Annotated in this window: 19 protein-coding genes; 13 read left to right on the top strand and 6 right to left on the bottom strand. The window is 59.3% G+C overall.

What is annotated here, in order from left to right:
• Window position 1: 1 nt before the first annotated feature.
• The 12 genes from ACJJU9_RS02470 to ACJJU9_RS02415 all read left to right on the top strand — a co-directional run bounded on the left by ACJJU9_RS02470 (window position 2) and on the right by ACJJU9_RS02415 (window position 14,365).
• Window positions 2-1,177 (top strand): PLP-dependent decarboxylase, encoded by a 1,176-nt coding sequence (locus tag ACJJU9_RS02470; protein ID WP_407729968.1) that lies wholly within the window; start codon window positions 2-4, stop codon window positions 1,175-1,177.
• A 10-nt stretch (window positions 1,178-1,187) separates the two neighbouring features.
• Window positions 1,188-2,762 (top strand): acyl-CoA ligase (AMP-forming), exosortase A system-associated, encoded by a 1,575-nt coding sequence (locus ACJJU9_RS02465; RefSeq protein WP_407729967.1) that lies wholly within the window; start codon window positions 1,188-1,190, stop codon window positions 2,760-2,762.
• A 4-nt stretch (window positions 2,763-2,766) separates the two neighbouring features.
• On the top strand, window positions 2,767-3,762 hold the full coding sequence (locus ACJJU9_RS02460) for a hypothetical protein (RefSeq protein WP_407729966.1): 996 nt from the start codon (window positions 2,767-2,769) through the stop codon (window positions 3,760-3,762).
• Window positions 3,763-3,797: 35 nt separating this feature from the next.
• Complete coding sequence (locus tag ACJJU9_RS02455) at window positions 3,798-6,362, top strand: acyl-CoA dehydrogenase C-terminal domain-containing protein (protein WP_407729965.1); 2,565 nt, start codon at window positions 3,798-3,800, stop codon at window positions 6,360-6,362.
• The gene (locus ACJJU9_RS02450) at window positions 6,317-6,796 is read left to right on the top strand and encodes a citrate/2-methylcitrate synthase (RefSeq protein WP_407729964.1); all 480 of its coding nucleotides are present in this window, start codon (window positions 6,317-6,319) and stop codon (window positions 6,794-6,796) included. Before ACJJU9_RS02455 ends, ACJJU9_RS02450 begins: the two co-directional genes overlap by 46 nt.
• 77 nt (window positions 6,797-6,873) lie before the next feature.
• A complete protein-coding gene (locus tag ACJJU9_RS02445; RefSeq protein WP_048373904.1) occupies window positions 6,874-7,536 on the top strand; it encodes a class I SAM-dependent methyltransferase in 663 nt (220 codons plus the stop codon).
• Between the two features lie 25 nt (window positions 7,537-7,561).
• Window positions 7,562-8,623 carry a TauD/TfdA family dioxygenase gene (locus ACJJU9_RS02440; RefSeq protein ID WP_407729963.1) on the top strand — a complete coding sequence of 354 codons (1,062 nt, stop codon included), beginning with the start codon at window positions 7,562-7,564 and terminating at the stop codon, window positions 8,621-8,623.
• A gap of 2 nt (window positions 8,624-8,625) precedes the next feature.
• Window positions 8,626-9,621, top strand: coding sequence for an ATP-binding cassette domain-containing protein (locus ACJJU9_RS02435; RefSeq protein ID WP_407729962.1), 996 nt, complete (start codon window positions 8,626-8,628; stop codon window positions 9,619-9,621).
• Entirely contained in the window at window positions 9,614-10,705 is a 1,092-nt protein-coding gene (locus tag ACJJU9_RS02430) for an ABC transporter permease (RefSeq protein ID WP_407729961.1), read from the top strand. Before ACJJU9_RS02435 ends, ACJJU9_RS02430 begins: the two co-directional genes overlap by 8 nt.
• Before the next feature lie 47 nt (window positions 10,706-10,752).
• On the top strand, window positions 10,753-11,295 hold the full coding sequence (locus tag ACJJU9_RS02425) for a permease (RefSeq protein ID WP_407729960.1): 543 nt from the start codon (window positions 10,753-10,755) through the stop codon (window positions 11,293-11,295).
• Window positions 11,292-12,716, top strand: a complete 1,425-nt coding sequence (locus ACJJU9_RS02420) for an FAD-binding oxidoreductase (RefSeq protein WP_407729959.1) — start codon at window positions 11,292-11,294, stop codon at window positions 12,714-12,716. The genes ACJJU9_RS02425 and ACJJU9_RS02420 overlap by 4 nt, the downstream gene beginning before the upstream one ends.
• 71 nt (window positions 12,717-12,787) lie before the next feature.
• Complete coding sequence (locus tag ACJJU9_RS02415; protein ID WP_407729958.1) at window positions 12,788-14,365, top strand: aldehyde dehydrogenase (NADP(+)); 1,578 nt, start codon at window positions 12,788-12,790, stop codon at window positions 14,363-14,365.
• Window positions 14,366-14,515: 150 nt separating this feature from the next.
• Here the strand turns inward: ACJJU9_RS02415 and ACJJU9_RS02410 are convergent, their stop codons facing one another.
• Both ACJJU9_RS02410 and ACJJU9_RS02405 read right to left on the bottom strand, forming a co-directional pair.
• Window positions 14,516-15,037 (bottom strand): single-stranded DNA-binding protein, encoded by a 522-nt coding sequence (locus ACJJU9_RS02410; RefSeq protein ID WP_048373818.1) that lies wholly within the window; start codon window positions 15,035-15,037, stop codon window positions 14,516-14,518.
• 9 nt (window positions 15,038-15,046) lie between these two features.
• Window positions 15,047-16,438, bottom strand: a complete 1,392-nt coding sequence (locus tag ACJJU9_RS02405; protein ID WP_048373821.1) for an MFS transporter — start codon at window positions 16,436-16,438, stop codon at window positions 15,047-15,049.
• Between the two features lie 227 nt (window positions 16,439-16,665).
• On the opposite strand from ACJJU9_RS02405, the gene uvrA reads away from it, so the two are divergent.
• Window positions 16,666-19,500, top strand: a complete 2,835-nt coding sequence (gene uvrA / locus ACJJU9_RS02400) for an excinuclease ABC subunit UvrA (protein WP_407729957.1) — start codon at window positions 16,666-16,668, stop codon at window positions 19,498-19,500.
• Window positions 19,501-19,570: 70 nt separating this feature from the next.
• Here uvrA and bfr read toward each other — a convergent pair whose 3' ends face one another.
• From bfr to ACJJU9_RS02380, 4 genes are all read right to left on the bottom strand, one after another.
• Window positions 19,571-20,035: a bacterioferritin gene (gene bfr / locus ACJJU9_RS02395; protein WP_048373825.1), complete on the bottom strand. Its 465-nt coding sequence runs from the start codon at window positions 20,033-20,035 to the stop codon at window positions 19,571-19,573.
• 155 nt (window positions 20,036-20,190) lie between these two features.
• Complete coding sequence (locus ACJJU9_RS02390; protein WP_048373827.1) at window positions 20,191-21,639, bottom strand: catalase; 1,449 nt, start codon at window positions 21,637-21,639, stop codon at window positions 20,191-20,193.
• 173 nt (window positions 21,640-21,812) lie between these two features.
• Complete coding sequence (gene rplQ / locus ACJJU9_RS02385; RefSeq protein WP_016779185.1) at window positions 21,813-22,199, bottom strand: 50S ribosomal protein L17; 387 nt, start codon at window positions 22,197-22,199, stop codon at window positions 21,813-21,815.
• A 42-nt stretch (window positions 22,200-22,241) separates the two neighbouring features.
• Window positions 22,242-23,243: a DNA-directed RNA polymerase subunit alpha gene (locus tag ACJJU9_RS02380; RefSeq protein WP_003176403.1), complete on the bottom strand. Its 1,002-nt coding sequence runs from the start codon at window positions 23,241-23,243 to the stop codon at window positions 22,242-22,244.
• Between the last annotated feature and the right edge of the window lie 9 nt (window positions 23,244-23,252).

Raw genomic sequence — 23,252 nt, 5'->3', positions numbered from 1 at the left:
CATGACAACCACTCACGCCTCCCCGCCGGTTCGGGACGACGCAGCAGCGACCGATCAATGGCTGCTGAGTCTTAAAACGCCGTGCTATGTACTGGACCCTACTGTCGTAATGGCCCGTTACGCGGATTTACGCGAACGGTTGGGTACGCCGTTGATTGTGTCGCTCAAGGCCAACCCCAACCTGGATCTGTTGATCCGTTGCGGCCACGCGTTCATCGACGGTGTGGAGCTGGCCAGCCTGGGCGAACTCGATATTGTGGCGGGCCGCATCAACGCCCCCAAATACGTGAACAACCCGTCCATGGATGAAGATTTCATGCGCGCGGCCCTGGCTTCACGCTGCACGTTCATTATCGACAGCCTTGAGCAGGCGCAGCGATTGATTAACGTCATCGGTAAACAGGCCGCGCCGCACACGGTATTGCGCCTGAACGCGGGCCAACTGGTGAGTTCGGGCAAACACCCGGCGGACCATTTCGGCATGAGCCGCCACGACGCCTTGCTGACGACGACTGCATTGACCCAGGCCAACGTGCCCGTCATCGGCCTCCATACGTTTGCGGGCTCCAACAGTTTTCACATCGATGACAAGGGTGCCGATGCTGCCGCCCTGGCCCACGCACTCGCGGCCTTTGCGCCGCAGGTCGCACACATTACCGGCATGCCGGTTGAGTTTCTTAACGTCGGTGGCGGTTTCTCCGAGCACTTCCCTAGCCAGGCGCAGACGTTTGACGCGTATCGCCAGCGTATTGCCCCGCTGCACAAAGACTTCAAGGTCGTCCATGAGTCCGGGCGCGGCGTCTTCGCGGGTGCAGGCACTTTCGTGACCCGTGTGCGTTCAGTCAAAGCCTTGGGTGAGCGCTACGTTGCTGTCTGCGACGGTGGCCTGAGCCACAACTTCTTGCTGGCCAAAACTGAATCCATGTTGAAGCACTACGCGCAGCCGCGTCTGCTGCGGCGCCAGCAGGCGCCGGTTGATGCGCCACCGTTGCCGACCCAGTTCGTGGGCAGCACCTGCAGCCGCGCCGACGTGATCGGCTGGAGCCATGACGCTTCAGCGCCGCCAAGCGTGGGCGATCTGGTGATCTTCGAGAACTGCGGCGCCTACAACCAGACGTACAGCGTCAGCGCCTTTCTCTCGCAGAGCCCCGCACACACCTATATCCACCAATCCTAGGGACGTCACCATGACCGCCCACATCAGTTTGTACGACCTGTTGAAAGACAGCGCGCACCACCATGGCGACTGCCGAGCGTTCGCGCAGGGCGCAAAGATGGCGACTTATTCCGAACTGCTGCAAGACGTGCGCCTGACGACAAAGAGGCTGGCCGATAGCGGCGTGCAAGCGGGCGAACGCGTCGCGGTCTATGCGGGCAAGCAGTACGAAACCGTGGTCATGTTCCTGGCGATCAATGCCCGGGGTGCGATCCTGGTGCCCATCAATCCGCAGCTCAAAGAGCAACAGGTGCGCCATATCCTGCTGGACAGCGGTGCGTGCTTGCTCGTCAGTACAGGCCCACGCCTCAGACGTATCGAGGCGATGGTCAAGGACATCGAAATCGATGCCTGGCCGCTGGAAAGACTGCAGCACGATCACCCGGATACGCCGACCGATGCCGCGCTTGCTGACGCACACAGCGCCGTCACCGACAGTGACCCTGCGGCCATTTTGTATACCTCCGGTTCAACCGGACGGCCCAAAGGTGTGGTGCTGTCGCAGCGTAACCTGGTGTCTGGCGCCCATAGCGTCGCTCACTATCTGGGCTTACGGGCCGATGACGTGATCCTGGGCATATTACCGCTGAGCTTCGATGCCGGGCTCAGCCAACTGACCACGGCGCTGGCCAGCGCTGCGTGCTACGCGCCGCTGGACTTCCTGCAAGCGAGCGAAGTGCCGACGTTCTGCGAAGCCCATGGCGTCACCGTGATTACCGGCGTGCCGCCCCTCTGGATGCAACTGGCCTCAGTGCAGTGGCCGCAGCCTACCGGCGCACGCCTTCGCTGCTTTGCCAATACCGGCGGGCATATGCCACCGCCTTTGCTGGGAAAACTCAAAAGCGCATTCCCCCATGCGCTGCCCTACCTGATGTACGGCTTGACCGAGGCTTTCCGCTCGACCTACCTGACACCGGAAGCAGCCGCCACACGGCCCGACTCCATCGGCAAGGCGGTGCCCAACGCCGATATCCGCGTGATGCGCCCGGACGGCACCGAATGTGCGGCTGGAGAGCACGGCGAATTGGTGCACCGCGGGGCATTCGTCACGCTCGGGTACTGGAATGATCCCGAGCTGACCGCTCAGCGCTTTCGTCCTTGGCCACGCCCTGACTCGCAGATTTCACGCACCGAAACAGCGGTCTGGTCGGGCGATATCGTCTACCGCGACAGCGACGGCTTTCTGTATTTCGTTGCGCGTAGCGACGACATGATCAAGACCTCCGGCTATCGCGTCAGCCCCACCGAAGTCGAAGAAGTCCTCTTTGCCGTGGATGACGTGGCCGAGGCAGCAGCGTTTGGTGTACCGCATCCGCAACAGGGCGAAGCCATCATCATCAGCCTGTTCGCCCATCCGCACATTCAGACCACCGCCCAGGCATTGATCAAGCTGTGCAGGGAAAAACTGCCGACCTACATGGTGCCGCTGCATGTGTCCTTCCATGACTCGCCTTTACCGCGCAACCCGAACGGCAAGATCGACCGAAAGCAGTTGAAGCAGCAGTTTTCCGAGTTTTTCTCTACCTCACTTACGGTCACGGAATAGCACCATGCTTCGAATTCGCGCTATCGCTTCTCACGTTCCCGACACGACCCCGTTCCAGGCGGTACAGGCCCGGGAAAAAAACATCGGCTATGGCCATCTGCTGTACAAGTCAGCGGTCTTTTCCATGCCGCGCGGCAAAGGCAGGATCGACGCCGAAGAGGCGCTGCGGCTGCTTCCCACGGCGAGCATCGAACTGCCGGTAGCGCCCCCTGTGCAAAGCGGCGCCGACCTGGCGCTGGAAGCGGTCGCGCTGTTGCGTGAACAGATTCCGGCAGACACGCTGGCACAAGTGACCCACATTGTGGTGACCAATGCCGCCCTTAACCAACGCATCAATGAATCGGTCGCAGGCCGTATCCAGCATGCACTGGGTTTGCCCAAAGCCTTGCCTTTCGCCATCGGCCAAGCGGGGACGGCGGGTGTGTTCAACGCTCTGAGCATGATCGAAGCGCTGGTCAGCCTTGGCGGCAAGGTGCTGTTGGTGGCGTCCGATAAGTGGCTTTACCCCTTCTTTCGCGCCTGGGGTGACCTAGTGGTGTACGGCGACAGCGCAGCGACCATCTTGCTCGATAGCGACGGTGAGGCCGGGCCAGGCTGGGGGTCGATCCGCGCCTCGGCGGTGCACTATGGCGCGGCCATCGACAACCCTTGGGGGCTGACGCCCGCCGCCTTGGCTGAACGCCTGCATCCGCTGGCGGTGAGCGCCGCGCAAACGGCGATCGAGCGGGCTGGCCTGAATGCCAGCGATATCGATTGGGTGCTGCCGTCCGGGTTCGGCGACAGCTTCACCCTGGGCGTCAGCCGCGAACTGGGCATTGCGCAAGACCGGCATTTTGAATTCGGTGCTCGGCCTCACCACTCGAGCGCGGCGCCCTTGCTGTCGCTCATGCGCCTGCGTGCCAGCCTCCCCCCCGGTAAAACAGCCACCGTCTTGCTGTGGGATGCAGCCTTGTGCGGCACCGCCGGGGCCATTGTGGCCGAGATCCAGGCTGGCGCCTGACCCCAGATCACACCGCTTATTAATCAGGAAAACCTATGTCTGCTTATAAAGTCAGCCTGCGTGAGCTTCGCTTTTTTTTATGGGAACTGCATAAAACCGACCAGACTTTTCTCGCTCGGGCGCCGTTCAACGACAAGAACCGTGCCTACTACGATGCCTTGCTGGAGCGCGCCAGAGCGTTCGCTTATGAGCTGGGCAAAGCCTATCAAGCCTCCGACCGGCAGGAGTGCCGCTTGCTGGAAAACGGCACAGTCGAGATCCCCAAAGAGTTCCACGGGCTTTGGCAACGCTATAAGGATGAGTGGATTCAGGTACTGGGCAACGACAGCGAATCGCAGCAACCAGCATTGCCACCGCTGATCCGGCAAGCCATCCAGGAAATGTTCATGGGCGCCAATCCGGCGTTCATGACCTATGGCGGCTTCAATTTTCCGGCCATCAAACTGTTGAAGCTGCACGGTACCGCAGCGCAAAAGGCAACGTACCTGCGCAAGCTTCAGCACTACGACTGGGACGCGTGCTTCTGTGCCACAGAGCAGCAGGCGGGCAGCGACCTGACGGCTGTCACCACCGTCGCAAAGCCTCTTGAAAACGGCGAATACGCCGTCAGCGGCGAAAAGGTCTACATCTCGGCGGGCATGCATACGCTGACCGAAAACACCGTTTACTTTGTCTTGGGTCGCATTAATACCACCACCTCGACCTCCTACTCGCTGTCTTGTCTGCTGGTGCCGCGCTTCTGGCCTAACCCGGAAACGGGAGAGCTGGAAGACAACCATGTCGAGTGCACGTCCTTGCTGCGCAAAATGGGCTTGAAGGGCTGCGCCAACACCCAACTGGTGTTTGGTCGAAGCGGCACCACCCGCGCCGTCCTGCTGGGCGATCGCAAGAATGCCGGGTTGCTGCAACTGGTGCCCTTGATGAACCAGGCGCGTATGAGCACGGCGATTATCGGCCTGGGCCTGGCTTCCAGCGCCTATCTGCACTCAGCCGATTTCGCCGGCAAACGGCTGCAAGGGCGAGCCATCAGCCGCACGTCCGATGCCAGCGCCCCTGCTGTGCCCATCATCGAACACGCCGACGTGCAGCGCATGCTGCTGGAAATGAAGGCGCGGGTAGAAGGCTGCCGTGGGCTGCTCGGCAAATTGACCGGCGCATCGACCCAGGCGTTTGCCCTGGAAGCCGAGCCGGTACTGGACGAAGCCCAGGTCGAAAAATTCCGCAAGCTGGTGCTGCTATTCACGCCGATCTGCAAGGCTTTCGTCTCGGACCAGGCCTGGAAAATCTGCGAGTTGGCGATCCAGGTGCATGGCGGTATCGGCTACACCGATGCTTACCCTGTGGAGCAAAATGCCCGCGACGTGAAAATCCTGTCGATCTGGGAAGGCACCAATTACATCCAGTCCCAGGACCTGGTGCGCGACAAGCTGGGTTTTGGCAGGAACTCACGCCTGATCAAGTTTCTGCGCGAAGAGCTGGACGCCTTCTTGAACAGCACACTGGGTGCCGGTACTGAGCTGCAAGGCCAATTCCCGCTGCTGGAAAACGCCATGGTCGCCGTTGAGCAGGCGCTCTCATGTATCAATGAGCACGTGCGTGCCGGTCGCACACACGAAACCAGCCAGTTTTATACGCGCTTCCTGGAAATGCTCGGCCTCACCGCCAGCGCCTGGGTCTTGCTGGAATCGGCCTGCCTGGCAGAGCGTCAGTTGCGCCAGCCACAAAGCGCTGAAGAAGCGGCTTTTTACCGTGGCAAGGTCAAGACCGCCCAGTATTTTTTCGCCAACATCCTGCCGACCGTGACGCAGCACGCCCACGCCATAGAAAATCTGCTGGTCGCCCACAGCAGCATTACGCTGGATGAGTTGGTCCAGGCCGACACGCCCGCACCCGCACCGGCGCAGAGCCTGTTTGGCGGACCGCGCACCTTGTATCGCGGCACCAATATCGACGGCGCCACACTGGAGCCCAATGAAGGCCTGTGGGTCAGGGGTCGCAACCTCAATGACCTGATCGGCAGCGTCGACTTCCCCACGGCGTGGCTGGCATGGTTTGGCAACCTGCCGTCCACGACGCAGAGCCAGGCCATTGACGCGGTATTGGTCCGCATTGCCAGCCACCTGTCGCAGGAGCCCGCCTACCGGCGTGGCATCGAAGCCGTGGCCGCCAGCGGTGCCGGCATCGTTCAGGCAGCAGCCTGTGGCCTGCTCGGCGATTTGGCAACGCTGGAAAATATCGCCCTGATCGAAGCGAGCGCGCACGGTTTGCCCACGCATGCAGACTTTATCCAGGGCCTGGTCAGCATTGCCTCGACACCGCACTTTCTACACGCGGCGCTCGGTTATGCCGCCCACGGCGCAGTACCGAACAAACACGCCGAGGCCGTGCTGGCTGCCATGGGCGCGACGCGCATCGACGCCCTGTCCATTCGTGTCATCGACGCCCTGCTGGTGGCCTGGCACGCCGGGTTCGGCTACATCACGCCAACAGTGCTGGTTCCCCGTACCGCCATCGGCACCGGTGTCAGCATTGCCCAAGCCGTGGCGCCGGGTTTATGGCCAGCGGACCTAACCATGTCGGCGCAGCCGAAGAAGCGATGACCTGGCTCAAGACCATCAGTGCGCAAGCCAGCCCTGCGGACATACGCCAGGCGGTCGATCACGCGCTGGATCAGCCCGGCAACCTGTTGTTTGGTTTCGGCCATCAGCTGTTCGTGCAGGACCCACGGCCGCCGCACCTCAGAGCCCTGTTTGCAGAATGGGGATTCGGGGGGCGCTACCTGGAGGTTTTCGACGTCGTGTGTGCCCACGTCCTGGAGCGTAAAGGCCTGCGTCCGAACATTGACTTCATCACCGCCGCAGCCTTGCTCGATCTCGGTGTGACGCAAGCCCGCTGGGGTGTCGGCCTGGGGCTCTGTGGCCGGGTGACGGCCATGGTCGCGCATGCCATCGAACGGCGTGATCGTCCTGCTTTCGGGGTCGGCAGCAAAGCCGCCCGCACGTTATTGGCCACCGTTCCAGTGGGGTGGCTGTAAGACAGCCAGACGCACACCGCCCTGGCTATGCCAACGCCGAAACCTCTTTTAACGCCCTCTACTGCTGGAGCTTAAAAATGTTATTGAAAAACCTGCGGCCTGCCGACGAATACGACCGCTTTGCCTCGCAAGCACTGGAACCCTGGGACGTGATGTTTGTTACCCGCATCCGCCAGATTGCCCGCGACCTGCCGCCCGGCGCCCTGGTCGATATCGGCACGGCCACCGTCGTGGTGCCGGTACGGCTGGCGGCAGACCCTGTATTGAAAGGCTGGCATTTCATCGGCCTGGATCTGGACGAAACCATGCTCGAGGGTGGCCGACCGCGCATCGAAGCGCTCGGCCTGAGCGACACCATCGAGCTCAAGGTGGGCGACGCCCTGGACCTGCCCTTTGCGGACAACAGCCTGACCATGGCGGTCAGCCGCGCCACCTTGCATCACTTGCCGGACAAGGTGAAAAGCCTGACCGAGATGTACCGCGTACTGCAGCCCGGCGGCGTCGGTTTGGTGCACGACATGCGCCGCGACGTCGCCCCCGAGTTGCTGGAAAAATTCACTCAAATGCGCGCTTCGGTGGGGTATCCACCGACCCATGTTGAAGAAAAAGTCACCCTGCAAGAAGCCCGCGAGCTGGTTATCGAGGCGGGCCTGGAGCATTGCACGGTGGTGACCAGCCCTCGTTCGGGCATGGGCGCACTGGGTTTTGAAATCCTTATTAAAAAACCTTTGTTGGCTTGATAGGCAACTCGCCGGGGACAAGGCTATGGATCAACGTACAGATCGGGTTGAACAATTTCAGGCATTGTTGAGCAGCTCGCAGGTGCAGTGCGGGTTCCTGTCACACGGGCCCATGCCGCTGGTCATAACGCCTGTGGACTACACGCTAAGCGATGACAGCGAGGCGTTTGCGACGTGGTATCGCCAGCATCGGGCGATCTTTGACAGCCTGCTGCTGGAATTCGGCTGCCTGTTGTTCCGTGGTTTTGCTTTGCGCGAAAACGCGGACTTCCAGGTGATTGCGCAAAACTATCCTGAGCACGCGTTCGGTTATATCGGCGGCGCCACGCCACGTAAAAATATCGAGGGCAGAGTCTACGAATCGACCCGTATCCCGCCCACCCTGAAAATCGGCCTGCATCAGGAAAAGGCCTACATGGCGCACTACCCACTAAAACTCGCCTTCTTTTGCAAACAGCCCTCGGTAGAAGGCGGCGAAACCATTCTGTGTGACATGCGAGCCGTTACTCGCCGCTTGCCAGCGCCATTGATCGAACGCTTTAGCGCCGCGCGCATTCAGTATGTGCGCAACTTCCGGGCACCCAGCACGCCTGAGAATGAACCGCGCAACACCCATATGCGCGAATACCACCGGCCCTGGGATGAGGCGTTTCTGACCGATGATCCGCAGCGGGTGGAACAGCTGTGCCGCGAGACACACCTCGATTACCAGTGGCTCGAAGACGGCAGCATCACGGTGTCGCATACCGGTGACGCCGTCTTGAAACATCCGCTGACGGGCGAGTCCATCTGGTTCAACCAACTGTCGACCCAACACAACAATGCCCGCTCCCTCGGCAAACCGGGTTACGCCTACATTCAGCACGCCTATCAGGACAAACCGGCCCGCCCTTACGATGTGCGGCTGGGCGACGGCACGCCGATCCCGGAGGCTGACATCGCGCCAATCTACGACGCGCTGGAGGCGCAGGAGATCGCTTTTCCCTGGCGCAGCGGTGACCTGTTGTTGATCGATAACATTGCCGTTGCCCATGGCCGCAATCCTTTCAAAGGCCAACGCGATGTCCAAGTCGCGTTGTTCGATTGACCATGAACAGTCCAATCCTGCTGACAGACGACAAACACGGGCTGCCTGAACCTGCCGTGCACCGTGAGGTGCAGTTGGCACCCACGCCCACTTATGCGATGGAAGCCAAACTGATCCGGGTCAGCGCCGGCAGTTTCCGCTTCGAGGTCCGCGATCTGCATTTCCGACGCGGCCTGCATACCGCCATCATCGGCCCCAATGGTGCCGGCAAGACCACGCTGATCGAAGCCTTGCTCGGGTTCCGTCAGGCGCATCTGGAAGAAGCGCAGATTCTGGGGGTGGCGGCGACGCGTTTTCTGCAAAGCACCCGGCACCGCAAGCGACTGGGGGTGCAATTGCAGCGGGTCGAGTATGAAGACTCGTCGAATGTGCGGGAGATCCTCGATTTGCATCTGGCCCTGTACGGCAAGCAAGACCCGCAGGTGGCGCAGGCTCTGGATATCGAAGCGCTGCGCAAACTGCCTTATCGGGCACTGTCACGCGGCCAGAAACAGCGGCTCGATTTGTTCGTGGCGCTGGCCCACCACCCGGAACTTGCAATCCTTGACGAGCCGTTTACCGGGCTTGACCGCGCGTATATCGAGCGCGTCGCACACCTGCTGCGCTACGACCTGACCGGCCTGACGATCATCATGATTTGCCACTCGGCAGAAGAACTGGATGCCGCCAGCGACGTGGTGTGGGTGTGCAACGGCGGGGTTGAGTATCGAGGCGATAAAGAGTCACTGAAGAACAGCCTGGTTGGCGCCTTTCATGCCTATTTGCAGTTGGACGATGTTGATCAGGTCAACGCCATCTATCACCAGTTGCAACGCGAAAACACCACGCTGCGGTTGTCGATGCCATCACGCAATGAAATCAGCGTGTATGGCACGCAGGAGCTGGAGCCGTTGATACGCCGCCTGATCGGCAACGTTGCGTTCCAGCACTGTGAATTCGGCCCCACCCACTACCGCGATATGTTGCACCTCTGCGCCCAAGGAGAACTGGATGCTTAGCGTACTGGCGATATTGACGCGCAACGAACTGCTGGGTTTTTTTCGCAGCAAGTCGGCGCTGTTCTGGGCACTGGCCTTCCCCATCCTGCTGCTGACCGTGATGCTGATGGCTTTCGGTCATCGAGGCTCACTCGGTACGGTCAAGATCGAGCTTGTGGAGGCAGGCGTCCAGGCCAGCCCGGACACCAACTGCCAGGTGGCAATCCAGCAGGCATTTGCGGGCGGTGATCCTGTAAAGGCCGATTTTTCGACCGTCAGCAACACTGCCGCCATCGCAGCAGACACGGTGCGCATTGTATTCCCGGCAGGCGATGGCCCGTTGCAGGTGCAATACGACTTCAACGGCCAGCTCGCGGTACGCGCCGCCGCACGTGTGATCGAGATTGCTGCGGTCAGGTGTTCGGCGGCCAAGCGCGGCATTGTCTCGGCAGATCTGGTGCATTTCGAAGACACGACCTCCGGCGCCAAGCCCTTCGACTACGGCCAGTTTTTTACCACCGGCATTTTGGTCATCTGTTTGATGTCGCTCGGCATCATGTCCACCGCCTTGTCGATTGCCAGCTTGCGTGAACATAACGCGCTCAAGATCTACGCCTGCTTTCCTGTGCCGAAGCTGGTTTTTCTGGCCTCTATCGTCGTGTCGCGGGTGGTCATGATGCTGATTTCGGTGGGCTCCTTGCTGCTGGTGGCGCGGTATGGATTCGGCATCGACCTCTCGCTGTGGAGTGTGCAGACCTTGCGTGCGTTGCCGGTGATTGTGCTGGGCGGCGTCATGTTGCTGTGCCTCGGCACCCTGCTGGCCAGCCGTACTGCCTCGATAAAAGAAACCGAATTGCTCTGCCATCTGATCCATTACCCGGCCCTGTTCTTCGGCAACCTGACCATCCCGTTGAACGATGCGCCCGCCTGGATCAAAAACTTTCTCTCGGTGATTCCGATCAACCAGTTTGTCTCGGTACTGCGCCAAGTGATGCTCGACGGCGCGTCCCTGCCTTCGCTGTGGCTGCCCTTGATGACCCTGGCAGGCTGGACCGCTTTGTTCCTCAGCGCCGCGACCTTCATGTTCCGCTGGCACAAAAGTTAAGCCCCGACCCCGGGCATTTCATTGCATCTCTATTCAAGGAAACCAGCATGTCTATCAGCAAGCTAGGCCGTGCCTATTTGTCGAATGCCAGCGCATTCATTCCAGTTATCGTGTTCCTTTTGTATGGCCGTTTTGGCCCAGGTGAGGCAGGCGTGCGCTGGGATACCGCGTATGTGGTCAGCGGTATGCTGAGCATTGCGCACGTGTTCTGGCTGTTCAAGTACCGTCCAGGTCACTGGATCGCGCTGGGCGTGGATCTGTACCTGATGATTGGCGCCCTGCTGGCGTGGGTCTCTACCGCTGCGTTGCAAGTGTGGGGGCAGGAGCTGGGGGCTGCACCCGTGCTGGCGTGCGTCTTGGTGATTGGCTTGGGCGCTACCCGGCTTTCGCCACTGGGTTTTATCGGCGAAGCCAGCAGCGATCATGGGTTGATCAGAAAACTTTCGGTGATGCTGTTGGTTGCGGCTGCCGTCGCCGTCGCGGTGTCATTGGCTTTTCGCCATAACACGTTGCTGGGAGGCGTATTGCCGATCGTCGCGCTGGTGCTCACACGCAGTCAGTTGCTCAAACGCGTGGTTGCGACGCCATGAGCGATCTGGAACCTGCATCGGGACTCCACGCGTTCCTGACCGAAGTCGCCGACGTGCTGGGGCAAGCGTCGCTGCTGACCGGGGCGGCCTGTGCACCTTATGAAATCGACGTCGCGCAGTGCCGGGGCAAGGCGGCGGCGGTTGTCCTCCCGCGTGATACCCAGGCTGTCAGCGCGCTGATGCGCATCGCGGTGCGCCATCGCATACGGCTGATCGCCCAAGGTAACCGCAGCGGGTTGGTGGGCGGCGCCGTCACCGACAACTCCGGCAGGCAAGTGATCGTGTCCCTTTCGCGCTTACGCCGAGTGCGCGAGGTTGATCCCTTGAACCGCACGGTCATTGTCGACGCTGGCGTGCTCTTGTCTGAGTTGAATCGCCAATTGGAGCCCCATTCGCTGTGCTTCCCTATCGATGTCGGCAGCGATCCGGCGATAGGCGGACTGATCGGCGCCAATGCCGGCGGCAGTCGCTTGCTCAAGCATGGCGACGTGCGCCATAACTTGCTCGGCATTGAAGTGGTGCTGGCCGATGGTGACGGCACCGTGGTGCAGCTGCTCGCGCCGTTGCGCAAGAACAATACCGGGCTCGACCTCAAGCAGATGTTTGTCGGCACCGGCGGTGCCTTCGGGATCATCACGGCGGCGACGCTTGAGCTCAAACGCATCGACCAGTCGACACAGAGCATGTTTGTTGCCTTGCCTGACCATGGGACAGCGCTTGAGGTGCTGCACGCCTTCGAACTGCAATTTGGCGATCTGCTGTGCGCGTTCGAAGTGATCTCCGAGGCGGCGCTTGCCATTACGTTGCGCAACTTCCCCACCCTACGCCACCCGTTCAGCCAATCGTCGGCAAGCTGTTATGCCCTGATTGAGATCGCCAGCAGCATGCCTGGCTTGCACACGATTTTTGCGCAACGAACCGAACAGGTGCTGGAAGCGCTGTATGAAAACGGCCAAGTTCTCGACGCTGTTCTGGGTAACACCAGCAGCTTTTGGCCACTGCGAGACAACCTGCCGTTGGCCATCGCCAAAGAAGGTATCCCGCTCTCGTTCGACGTGGCGTTTTCGCGCTCACAATTAGTGGCTTTCAGAGATCAGGCTGCGCAGTGGCTAGCGCAGGAACATCCGCTGCTACAGCTTTACGATTTCGGCCATTTTGCAGACGGCGGCTGCCATTTGATTGTGCTTGTCCCGCACGCGCATATCGCCCAGTACGGCATCGCCAAAATAGTCGCTGTGCGTAGCGGCATTTATAAGCGGGTGTCCGAAAACGGCGGCTGCTTCAGTGCAGAGCATGGTGTCGGGCCAATGAATGCCGCTTATTACAGCAAGTACACGACGCCTGAGGTGCAGCACATCAGCAGGGCCATGCAGCAGTTGATGGACCCGCAGGCTGTGCTGGGCCGCTACCGCTATACCTAGAGCGAGCCGCCTGCACAGTTCATTTCAACGAAAAATCAGGCCTGACAATGGCACAGCAAGCGATAGGAAACATGATGATTACCGGCAAAATGCTCATCGGCCAGTCGGCTGTGCGTGGCGACAACGGATCGCTGTGTGCAATCAACCCGGCCACCCATGAAACGCTGAGCCCCGACTTCGGCGTCGGCGGTATGACTGAGATTGATCAGGCCTGCACGCTGGCGCAGCAAGCCTTTGATCGCTACCGCGCGACCACGGCAGAGCAGCGTGCTCAATTTCTGGAAGCGATTGCCACGGGCATTTTGGCGCTGGGGGCTGCGCTGATCGAGCGCGCGTCTCTGGAGTCAGGATTGCCTGCCGCGCGCCTGATCATTGAGCGGGGCCGTACCGTCAGCCAGTTGCGACTGTTTGCGAAGGTTGTTCGCGATGGCCATTACCTCGGCGCCACCCTGGACAGCGCGTTGCCGACGCGCCTCCCTTCTCGCCCCGACCTGAGGTTGCACAAGATCGCCCTCGGACCGGTGGCCGTATTTGGTGCGAGCAATTTTCCCTTGGCGTTTTCGGTTGCCGGCGGCGACAGCGCCGCCGCCCTGGCCGCTGGCTGCCCGATCGTGGTCAAGGCGCACGAGGCTCATCTGGGTACGTCTGAACTGGTTGGCCAGGTGATTCAGCAAGCAGCCGCTGCCCACTCGTTACCGGAGGGCGTGTTTTCCCTGCTCATAGGCGACGGTCATCTGTTCGGTCAAACCCTGGTCAGCCATCCCGCGATCAAGGCCGTCGCCTTTACAGGTTCGCGACAAGGCGGCCTGGCGCTGATGCGTACGGCGGCGCAACGCAGCGAACCGATTCCGGTGTACGCCGAAATGAGCTGCATCAATCCCGTGTTCCTGTTGCCGTATGCGCTGTCGATGCGCGCCAGCGAAATCGGCCGCGGATTCGTCGAGGCGCTGACAATGAGCGCGGGGCAACTGTGCACCAATCCGGGCTTGGTGATTGCCCTGGAAGGCCCGTCTCTGACGCAGTTTTGCGATACAGCCCTGGATACCCTGCGCACAAAGGCGGCGGCAACCCTGCTGACGCCGGGCATTCATCAGGCTTACCTCGCCGGTGTCGAGGAAACGGCCACTATCAACGGTGTAACGACGCTGGGGCAAGGTGGTCCCGCGCAAAAGCCATGTGCAGCGCAAGCCGCATTGTTCGTCACAGATGCAGCCACCTTTGTGACGACAGGACGACTGGGCGACGAAACATTCGGCCCCAGCTCACTGATCGTCGCCTGCAAGAATGAAGAAGAAATGCTGGCGGTCGCCGAGCACCTGTCAGGCCAACTGACGGCGACCTTGCAACTGGATGACGCTGATCATGGGCTGGCAAGAAAACTGTTGCCCATCCTTGAGCGCAAGGCGGGGCGGATTGTGGCGAACGGTTACCCGAACAACGTCGAGGTCTCGCACGCGATGGTGCACGGCGGCCCGTTCCCGGCCAGTTCGGACAGTCGCAGCAGCGCGGTCGGCGCCAGCGCCATCGACAGGTTCTTGCGGCCTGTGTGTTATCAGGACCTGCCTGCGGCTTTGATGCCGGCAGCGCTACAGGATGGCAATCCGTTAGAACTCTGGCGGACGGTCAATGGTGAATGTGTGCTTGCCTGAGTCGAGGAGAGAGTCGGCGCTCTCACGTCGGAGCATTTTCCTGATGAGAATAACACTGCAAGGTTAAAAACTTCGCGTCGCAAAACCATAAAAAAAGCCCCTTTTCAGGGGCTTTCTTATGAAACTTTACGATCAAGTTCCGGGTAATTCTTAGAACGGAATATCGTCGTCGAAGCTGTCGAAGTCAGCGGCTGGCTGTGGAGCCTGCTGTTGCGGCGCTGGACGCGACTGTTGCTGCTGTTGCTGCGGCGCAGGGCGTTGTGCCTGCTGACGCGGAGCGGATTGCTGGTAGTTGTTACCACCGCCCTGGTTTTGTTGGTCGCCCTGTGGACGGCCACCCAGCAGCTGCATGGTGCCTTGCATGTCGACCACGATTTCGGTGGTGTAACGCTTGATACCGTCTTTTTCCCACTCACGGGTTTGCAGCTTGCCTTCGATGTACACCTGCGAACCCTTGCGCAGGTATTCGCCAGCGATTTCGGCCACTTTGCCGAACATCGATACACGGTGCCATTCAGTCTTTTCGACTTTCTGACCGGTTTGTTTGTCGGTCCATTGTTCGCTGGTTGCCAGACTCAAGTTGGTCACGGCATTACCGTTAGGCAAGTAGCGAACTTCGGGATCCTGGCCGCATGTGCCGACCAATATAACTTTGTTAACCCCACGGGCCATAACGTTCTCCTAGGCTTCGCGCACCGGCGCCGGGTTAACCAGCTGCTCAAGTGTCGCGCGATCCAATAGTTCGGTGTCCAATTTGATATAAATCGCAGACTCTTCAGTCACGACCACTGCATCTGTAACGCCCTTAACGGCCTTTAAACGCTCTGCCAGACCTGCTTCGCGCAACGCTTGAGGTGACAACGGCAAGCGCAGGCTTGTTACGTAAGGTGGTTCGCGCATGGTAACAGCAAAGACCAGCCAGAGTGCAGCCAGAGCTGCGCATCCCAGGAACACAGCCGACAAACCGCCATGCTGGAAAAACCAGCCGCCGAGTATGCCGCCCAGTGCCGAACCGAGGAATTGGCTGGTGGAATACACCCCCATCGCCGTCCCTTTGCCGCCCGCCGGTGACACCTTGCTGATCAATGAAGGCAATGACGCCTCCAGCAGGTTAAACGCGGTAAAGAACACCACCGTGCCGATCACCAACGTTCGTAAACTGTCACCGAACTGCCAGAAGAATAGCTCAGTCAGCATCAACGTACTGACGGCGCCGAGCAAAACTCGTTTCATTTTGCGTTTCTTTTCGCCGTAGATGATGAACGGGATCATGGCGAAGAAAGAAATCAGCAGCGCGGTGAGGTACACCCACCAGTGCTGCTCCTTGGGCAGGCCGGCTTTTTCGACCAGCGCCAGCGGCAAGGCAATGAAGCTGGACATCAACATGGCGTGTAACACAAAGATGCCCAAATCCAGGCGCAGCAGGTCGGGATGGCGCAAGGTCGGCAACAAGGCCTGCTTGGCCACACCGGATTCGCGGTGCTGCAAGGTGTCGGTAGAACGCGGCACCATAAACCGGATGATCACGATGCCCAGCAGCGCCATCGCCCCCGTGGCCAGGAACAACCCGGACAGGCCGAAGGCGCGGGTCAGCAGCGGCCCGACGACCATGGCAACGGCAAACGACAAGCCGATGGTCATGCCGATCATGGCCATGGCCTTGGTGCGGTGCTGTTCGCGGGTGAGGTCTGAGAGCAGCGCCATCACGGCCGCCGAAATGGCGCCAGCGCCTTGCAGGACGCGCCCTGCAATCACGCCCCAAATAGAGTCCGATTGAGCCGCCAGCACGCTGCCCAGGGCAAACACGATCAACCCGAGGTAGATGACCGGGCGTCGGCCAATGCGGTCGGAAATGATCCCGAAAGGGATTTGAAAGAGCGCCTGAGTCAGGCCGTAAGCGCCTATCGCCAATCCAATCAGTGCAGGTGTAGCGCCTGCCAGGTCCATGCCATAGGTCGCCAGAACCGGCAACACCATAAACATGCCAAGCATTCGGAACGCAAACACAAGTGCCAGACCGCTGGCTGCGCGGGTCTCGCTGCCACTCATGCGTTCGCTTTGGGGATCGTGCATGGAAAAACCTCATGTGAACCGGCGGCGATTCTATCAGTCCCATCGAGTAACAGCACACACAGGAGCGGGCCGCGACGCTTTGTCACGTAAAAGTTAAGAAACGCCTGACAGAACACACACCCAACGTCAGCAGCCGCTGATGACATGCAGCCATCAAGGACCTGCACAGTTTTCCCGCAGATACGTATACTCAGTCGTTTACGTTATGCCCGCCAAGCGAGGCCGCAGTGGACAAGATCCTGATACGTGGGGCACGAACCCACAACCTGAAGAACATCGACCTGACCCTGCCAAGGGACAAACTGATCGTCATCACCGGACTGTCTGGCTCCGGCAAATCATCCCTGGCGTTTGACACGTTGTATGCCGAAGGCCAGCGGCGTTACGTCGAGTCCTTGTCGGCTTATGCCCGCCAGTTCTTGTCGATGATGGAAAAGCCCGACGTCGATACCATCGAAGGGTTGTCACCGGCGATTTCGATCGAACAGAAGTCGACCTCGCACAACCCGCGCTCTACGGTCGGTACGATTACCGAGATTTACGATTACCTGCGCCTGCTCTACGCCCGCGTCGGTATCCCGCGTTGCCCGGACCACGACATCCCTCTGGAAGCCCAGACGGTCAGCCAGATGGTTGACCTGGTGCTGGCTCAGCCCGAAGGCAGCAAGTTGATGCTGCTGGCGCCGGTGATCCGCGAGCGTAAAGGTGAGCACCTGTCGGTGTTTGAGGAGTTGCGTGCGCAGGGTTTTGTGCGGGCCCGTGTGGACGGCAAGCTCTGTGAGCTGGATGAGCTGCCTAAACTCGACAAGCAGAAGAAGCACACCATTGATGTGGTGGTTGACCGCTTTAAAGTGCGTGCTGACCTGCAACAGCGCTTGGCGGAGTCGTTTGAAACGGCCCTGAAGCTGGCCGACGGTATTGCGCTGGTCGCGCCGATGGACGATGAGCCGGGTGAAGAGATCATCTTCTCTGCGCGCTTCGCCTGTCCGATCTGCGGCCATGCCATCAGTGAGCTTGAGCCCAAGCTGTTCTCCTTTAACAACCCGGCTGGCGCGTGCCCGACGTGCGACGGCCTGGGGGTGAAGCAGTTCTTTGATATCAAGCGCCTGGTTAACGGTGAGCTCACCCTGGCCGAGGGCGCCATCCGCGGTTGGGACCGGCGTAACGTCTATTACTTCCAGATGCTCGGGGCGCTGGCCAAGCATTACGATTTCAGCCTTGAAGTGCCGTTCAATGAACTGCCTGCCGACAAGCAGAAAGTCATTCTGTACGGCAGTGGCTCTCAGAACGTGGATTTCCGCTATCTGAATGATCGCGGCGACATCGTGAAGCGCGCGCATCCGTTTGAAGGGATTGTGCCGAACCTTGAGCGCCGTTATCGGGAAACCGAGTCCGCCACGGTGCGTGAAGAGCTGGCCAAGTTCCTTAGCACGCAGTCTTGCCCGGATTGCCGTGGCACCCGCCTGCGCCGCGAGGCCCGTCATGTGTGGGTGGGTGAGAAAAACCTGCCGGCCGTGACCAATATGCCGATTGGTGATGCTACTGAGTATTTCACTAGCCTGAGCCTGACCGGACGGCGTGGTGAAATCGCGGACAAAATTCTTAAGGAAATCCGCGAGCGCCTGCAGTTTTTGGTGAATGTGGGCCTCGACTACCTGTCGTTGGACCGCAGTGCCGACACGCTGTCGGGCGGTGAAGCGCAGCGGATTCGTCTGGCCAGCCAGATTGGCGCGGGTTTGGTGGGCGTTCTGTACATCCTCGACGAACCCTCGATTGGTTTGCACCAGCGCGATAACGACCGTTTGCTGGGCACGCTCAAGCACCTGCGCGATATCGGCAACACGGTGATTGTGGTTGAGCACGACGAAGACGCGATTCGTCTGGCGGATTACGTGGTGGACATCGGCCCGGGTGCCGGGGTGCATGGCGGGCATATCGTGGCTGAGGGTACGCCTGCCGAAGTGATGGCGCACCCTGACTCGCTCACGGGCAAGTACTTGTCTGGCCGGGTGAAAATTGAAGTTCCTGCCAAACGTACGCCACGCAACAAGAAGCTGACCCTGTCGCTCAAGGGCGCCCGCGGCAACAACTTGCGCAACGTCGATCTTGAGATCCCGATTGGTCTTCTGACCTGCGTGACCGGTGTTTCGGGGTCGGGCAAATCGACGCTGATCAACAACACGCTGTATCCGCTGAGTGCCACCGCACTCAATGGCGCCACCACCCTGGAACCTGCTGCCCATGACAGCATCAAGGGGCTGGAGCACCTGGACAAAGTCGTCGACATTGATCAAAGCCCGATTGGCCGGACGCCGCGTTCCAACCCTGCAACCTATACCGGGCTGTTTACGCCGATCCGCGAGCTGTTTTCGGGTGTGCCTGAATCTCGCTCGCGGGGTTATGGTCCGGGGCGTTTCTCGTTCAACGTGAAAGGCGGGCGCTGCGAGGCGTGTCAGGGCGATGGCCTTATCAAGGTAGAAATGCACTTTCTGCCGGATATCTACGTGCCGTGCGACGTCTGCAAGAGCAAGCGCTATAACCGCGAAACCCTTGAGATCAAGTACAAGGGCAAGAGCATCCATGAAGTGCTGGAGATGACGATCGAAGAAGCGCGTGAGTTCTTCGATGCAGTCCCTGCACTGGCGCGTAAGCTGCAAACGTTGATGGACGTAGGTTTGTCGTACATCAAGCTCGGGCAGTCCGCCACGACGCTGTCAGGCGGTGAGGCACAGCGGGTCAAGTTGTCTCGCGAGCTGTCCAAGCGCGACACCGGCAAAACGCTGTACATCCTTGATGAGCCGACTACCGGCCTGCACTTTGCGGACATCAAGCAATTGCTGGAAGTGCTGCACAGGCTACGCGACCACGGCAACACGGTGGTGGTGATTGAGCACAACCTGGATGTGATCAAAACCGCAGACTGGCTGGTGGACCTCGGCCCGGAAGGCGGCTCGAAAGGTGGGCAGATCATTGCGACCGGCACGCCGGAAGCAGTGGCTGAGATGACCCAGTCTCACACCGGCTTCTACCTGAAGCCGTTACTGATCCGCGACCGCGCTTAAATCGCGGTATTAAAAAGCCCCTGTCATTGCGAAATGACAGGGGCTTTTTGTTGGGCGTGAAGACTGCCGATCAGAACTGCGATTGCAGGTAGTTCTGCAGACCGATGGACTTGATCAGGCCCAGCTGTTTTTCCAGCCAGTAGGTGTGGTCTTCTTCGGTGTCTGCCAACTGAATGCGCAGGATGTCGCGGCTTACGTAGTCTTTGTGCAGCTCACACAACTCGATGCCTTTGCACAGTGCAGCACGCACTTTGTATTCCAGGCGCAAATCGGCGGCGAGCATCTCTGGCACGGTGGTGCCGACGTCCAGATCGTCCGGGCGCATGCGTGGCGTCCCCTCGAGCATGAGAATCCGGCGCATCAACGCATCAGCGTGTTGTGCCTCTTCTTCCATTTCGTGGTTGATACGCTCGTACAACTTGGTGAAGCCCCAGTCCTCGTACATACGGGAATGGACAAAATATTGGTCACGTGCAGCCAGCTCGCCGGTTAACAACGTGTTGAGGTAATCGATTACGTCCGGGTGCCCTAGCATCGCCCCACATCTCCCTGCTTGAAAGGCTGTAGTTTGAACCAAGCTGACTGAGAGGTCACGGATCAATCGCAATAAAAACGCTAATTTGCACAGAAAACACGTCTAAATAACGCAAAAACCGCCCATTTGAGGGCGGTTCTGCTTCTCACTTAGACTTACTTCACCGTTACACCCAAGGCTTTGGCAACGCCTTGACCGTAGGCCGGGTCTGCTTTGAGGAAGTGTTGCAACTGACGCTGAACAACGTCGTCGGTCACGCCTTCCATCGCACCGGCGATGTTGTTGATGAGCAGGGCTTTCTGGTCATCATTCATCAAGCGGAACAGAGCACCGGCGTAGCTGTAGTAGTCGGTGTCTTCACGGTGGTCGTAGCGGTCTGCTGCGCCACTGAGCGCCAAGGGTGGTTCAGCATACTGCGGGGCCTGCTTGGGCGCGTCAGCGTAGCTGTTGGGTTCGTAGTTAGGCGCAGCACCACCATTGTTGCCATAGGCCATCGAACCGTCACGCTGATAGTTGTGCGCAGGCACACGCGGGGCGTTGATGGGCAGGTGCTGGTGGTTGGTGCCGACACGGTAGCGGTGCGCATCCGCGTAAGCGAATACACGGCCTTGGAGCATGCGATCAGGGGAGAGACCTACACCCGGGATCATGTTGCTTGGGCCAAACGCTGCCTGTTCAACTTCTGCAAAGTAGTTGAGCGGGTTGCGGTTGAGCTCAAGTTCGCCGATCTCGATCAACGGGAACTCTTTTTGCGACCAGGTTTTAGTCACATCAAACGGGTTATCGCGATGCGTTGCCGCTTGGGCCTCGGTCATGATCTGGATGCATACACGCCATTTCGGATAGTCACCACGCTCGATGGCTTCGAACAGGTCGCGCTGGGCGTAGTCCGGGTCAGTACCTGCCAGACGTGCGGCTTCTTCTGGTGGCAAGTTCTTGATGCCTTGCTTGGTTTTGTAATGCCACTTAACCCAATGACGCTCACCGGCCGCATTGATCAGGCTGTAGGTGTGACTGCCAAAACCGTGCATATGGCGGTAGCCATCAGGAATGCCGCGGTCCGAGAACAGGATGGTGACCTGGTGCAGCGATTCTGGTGAATGCGACCAGAAATCCCACTTCATCTGCGCACTTTTCAAGTTGCTTTGCGGTAAGCGTTTTTGGGTATGGATAAAGTCAGGGAATTTCAGCGGATCACGAATGAAGAAAACCGGGGTGTTGTTGCCCACGATGTCCCAGTTGCCTTCTTCGGTGTAGAACTTGAGGGCAAAACCACGCGGGTCGCGCTCGGTGTCAGCAGAGCCACGTTCACCGCCGACGGTTGAGAAGCGCAAGAAGGTCGGGGTTTGCTTGCCAACGGTGTCAAACAGCTTGGCGCTGCTGTATTGGCTGATGTCACGGGTCAGTGTGAACGTGCCATGGGCAGCCGAACCTTTGGCGTGCACGCGACGTTCTGGAATATTTTCGCGGTTGAAGTGCGCGAGTTTTTCGATCAGGTGAAAGTCATCGAGCAACAACGGGCCCCGAGGCCCAGCCGAACGAGAGTTCTGGTTGTCAGCAACAGGGGCGCCGCTGGCGGTCGTCAGGGTTTTGGTCTGGCTCATGCTAATCCTTCCTCAGTCAGTCTTGATGCTGCCGGCTAATCGGCTGAGGAAGAGTATTGACCACGATACCTGTGTGGGCAAATGCATTAAATTGTCGAACTCAATAGCTTTTTACAATCGAACAGACACAAAAAACCGGGCACTAGGCCCGGTTCTTTGTAGAGACTGACGTCTTACTCAGCGGATACAGCTTCACCGCCAACTGGACGATCAACCAACTCGACGTACGCCATAGGCGCGTTGTCGCCAGCGCGGAAACCGCACTTGAGGATGCGCAGGTAGCCACCCTCACGAGTTGCATAACGCTTGCCCAGATCGTTGAACAGCTTACCAACCATAGCTTTCGAACGAGTACGGTCGAAAGCCAGACGGCGGTTAGCAACAGAATCAATCTTGGCCAGAGTAATCAGCGGCTCAGCAACGCGACGCAGTTCTTTGGCTTTCGGCAGAGTCGTTTTGATCAGCTCGTGCTCGAACAGCGACACTGCCATGTTTTGAAACATAGCCTTGCGGTGCGAGCTAGTGCGGCTCAGGTGACGACCACTTTTACGATGACGCATGGTTCATTCCTTACCAAACACAACGTTCGGTGATTACGACGATCAGGCAGTCGCCTTGTCGTCCTTCTTAAGACTTGCAGGCGGCCAGTTGTCGAGGCGCATGCCGAGGGACAGACCACGGGAGGCCAGAACGTCCTTGATTTCGGTCAAGGATTTCTTGCCCAGGTTCGGAGTCTTCAACAGTTCTACTTCGGTGCGCTGAATCAGGTCACCAATGTAGTAAATGTTCTCCGCCTTAAGGCAGTTGGCCGAACGCACGGTCAGTTCCAGATCGTCAACCGGACGAAGCAGGATCGGATCGATCTCGTCTTCCTGTTCGATAACCACTGGCTCGCTGTCACCTTTGAGGTCGACGAATGCAGCCAACTGCTGTTGCAGGATGGTTGCAGCACGACGGATAGCCTCTTCAGGATCCAGTGTACCGTTGGTCTCCAGATCAATTACCAACTTGTCCAGGTTAGTACGCTGCTCGACACGGGCGTTTTCCACCACGTATGCGATACGGCGAACCGGGCTGAACGAAGAGTCGAGCTGCAAGCGACCGATGCTGCGGCTTTCGTCTTCATCGCTCTGACGCGAGTCGGCTGGTTCATAACCACGACCACGAGCTACGGTGAGCTTCATGTTCAAGGCGCCGTTAGACGCCAGGTTGGCGATTACGTGATCGGGATTAACGATCTCGACATCATGATCCAGCTGAATATCGGCAGCGGTAACCACCCCCGAACCCTTCTTCGACAAGGTCAGCGTAACTTCGTCACGGCCGTGCAGCTTGATAGCCAGACCTTTAAGGTTCAACAGGATTTCAATTACGTCTTCCTGTACACCTTCGATGGCGCTGTACTCGTGGAGCACACCATCAATCTCGGCCTCGACTACTGCACAGCCTGGCATTGAGGACAACAGGATGCGGCGCAGCGCGTTGCCCAGGGTGTGGCCAAAACCACGCTCGAGAGGCTCGAGAGTGATTTTAGCGCGGGTTGGACTGACAACCTGCACATCAATGTGGCGGGGTGTCAGGAACTCATTTACCGAAATCTGCATGGATGCACC

It is taken from the genome of Pseudomonas helleri (assembly GCF_045830615.1).
Taxonomy (GTDB): Bacteria; Pseudomonadota; Gammaproteobacteria; order Pseudomonadales; family Pseudomonadaceae; genus Aquipseudomonas; species Aquipseudomonas helleri.
Note: the sequence above shows the minus strand (reverse complement) of the source record. Positions and strands in the feature narration are given on the sequence as shown.

What these genes read in the sequence shown, in the direction of transcription:
- ACJJU9_RS02460 (WP_407729966.1), top strand. Translation starts at nt 2,767, where the DNA reads ATGCTTCGAATTCGCGCTATCGCTTCTCACGTTCCCGACACGACCCCG.
- bfr (WP_048373825.1), bottom strand. Translation starts at nt 20,035, where the DNA reads ATGCTAGGGCACCCGGACGTAATCGATTACCTCAACACGTTGTTAACC.
- ACJJU9_RS02380 (WP_003176403.1), bottom strand. Translation starts at nt 23,243, where the DNA reads ATGCAGATTTCGGTAAATGAGTTCCTGACACCCCGCCACATTGATGTG.
- ACJJU9_RS02465 (WP_407729967.1), top strand. Translation starts at nt 1,188, where the DNA reads ATGACCGCCCACATCAGTTTGTACGACCTGTTGAAAGACAGCGCGCAC.
- ACJJU9_RS02410 (WP_048373818.1), bottom strand. Translation starts at nt 15,037, where the DNA reads ATGGCCCGTGGGGTTAACAAAGTTATATTGGTCGGCACATGCGGCCAG.
- ACJJU9_RS02415 (WP_407729958.1), top strand. Translation starts at nt 12,788, where the DNA reads ATGATGATTACCGGCAAAATGCTCATCGGCCAGTCGGCTGTGCGTGGC.
- ACJJU9_RS02390 (WP_048373827.1), bottom strand. Translation starts at nt 21,639, where the DNA reads ATGAGCCAGACCAAAACCCTGACGACCGCCAGCGGCGCCCCTGTTGCT.
- ACJJU9_RS02470 (WP_407729968.1), top strand. Translation starts at nt 2, where the DNA reads ATGACAACCACTCACGCCTCCCCGCCGGTTCGGGACGACGCAGCAGCG.
- ACJJU9_RS02445 (WP_048373904.1), top strand. Translation starts at nt 6,874, where the DNA reads ATGTTATTGAAAAACCTGCGGCCTGCCGACGAATACGACCGCTTTGCC.
- ACJJU9_RS02430 (WP_407729961.1), top strand. Translation starts at nt 9,614, where the DNA reads ATGCTTAGCGTACTGGCGATATTGACGCGCAACGAACTGCTGGGTTTT.
- ACJJU9_RS02435 (WP_407729962.1), top strand. Translation starts at nt 8,626, where the DNA reads ATGAACAGTCCAATCCTGCTGACAGACGACAAACACGGGCTGCCTGAA.
- ACJJU9_RS02450 (WP_407729964.1), top strand. Translation starts at nt 6,317, where the DNA reads ATGGCCAGCGGACCTAACCATGTCGGCGCAGCCGAAGAAGCGATGACC.
- ACJJU9_RS02440 (WP_407729963.1), top strand. Translation starts at nt 7,562, where the DNA reads ATGGATCAACGTACAGATCGGGTTGAACAATTTCAGGCATTGTTGAGC.
- rplQ (WP_016779185.1), bottom strand. Translation starts at nt 22,199, where the DNA reads ATGCGTCATCGTAAAAGTGGTCGTCACCTGAGCCGCACTAGCTCGCAC.
- ACJJU9_RS02455 (WP_407729965.1), top strand. Translation starts at nt 3,798, where the DNA reads ATGTCTGCTTATAAAGTCAGCCTGCGTGAGCTTCGCTTTTTTTTATGG.
- ACJJU9_RS02425 (WP_407729960.1), top strand. Translation starts at nt 10,753, where the DNA reads ATGTCTATCAGCAAGCTAGGCCGTGCCTATTTGTCGAATGCCAGCGCA.
- ACJJU9_RS02420 (WP_407729959.1), top strand. Translation starts at nt 11,292, where the DNA reads ATGAGCGATCTGGAACCTGCATCGGGACTCCACGCGTTCCTGACCGAA.
- ACJJU9_RS02405 (WP_048373821.1), bottom strand. Translation starts at nt 16,438, where the DNA reads ATGCACGATCCCCAAAGCGAACGCATGAGTGGCAGCGAGACCCGCGCA.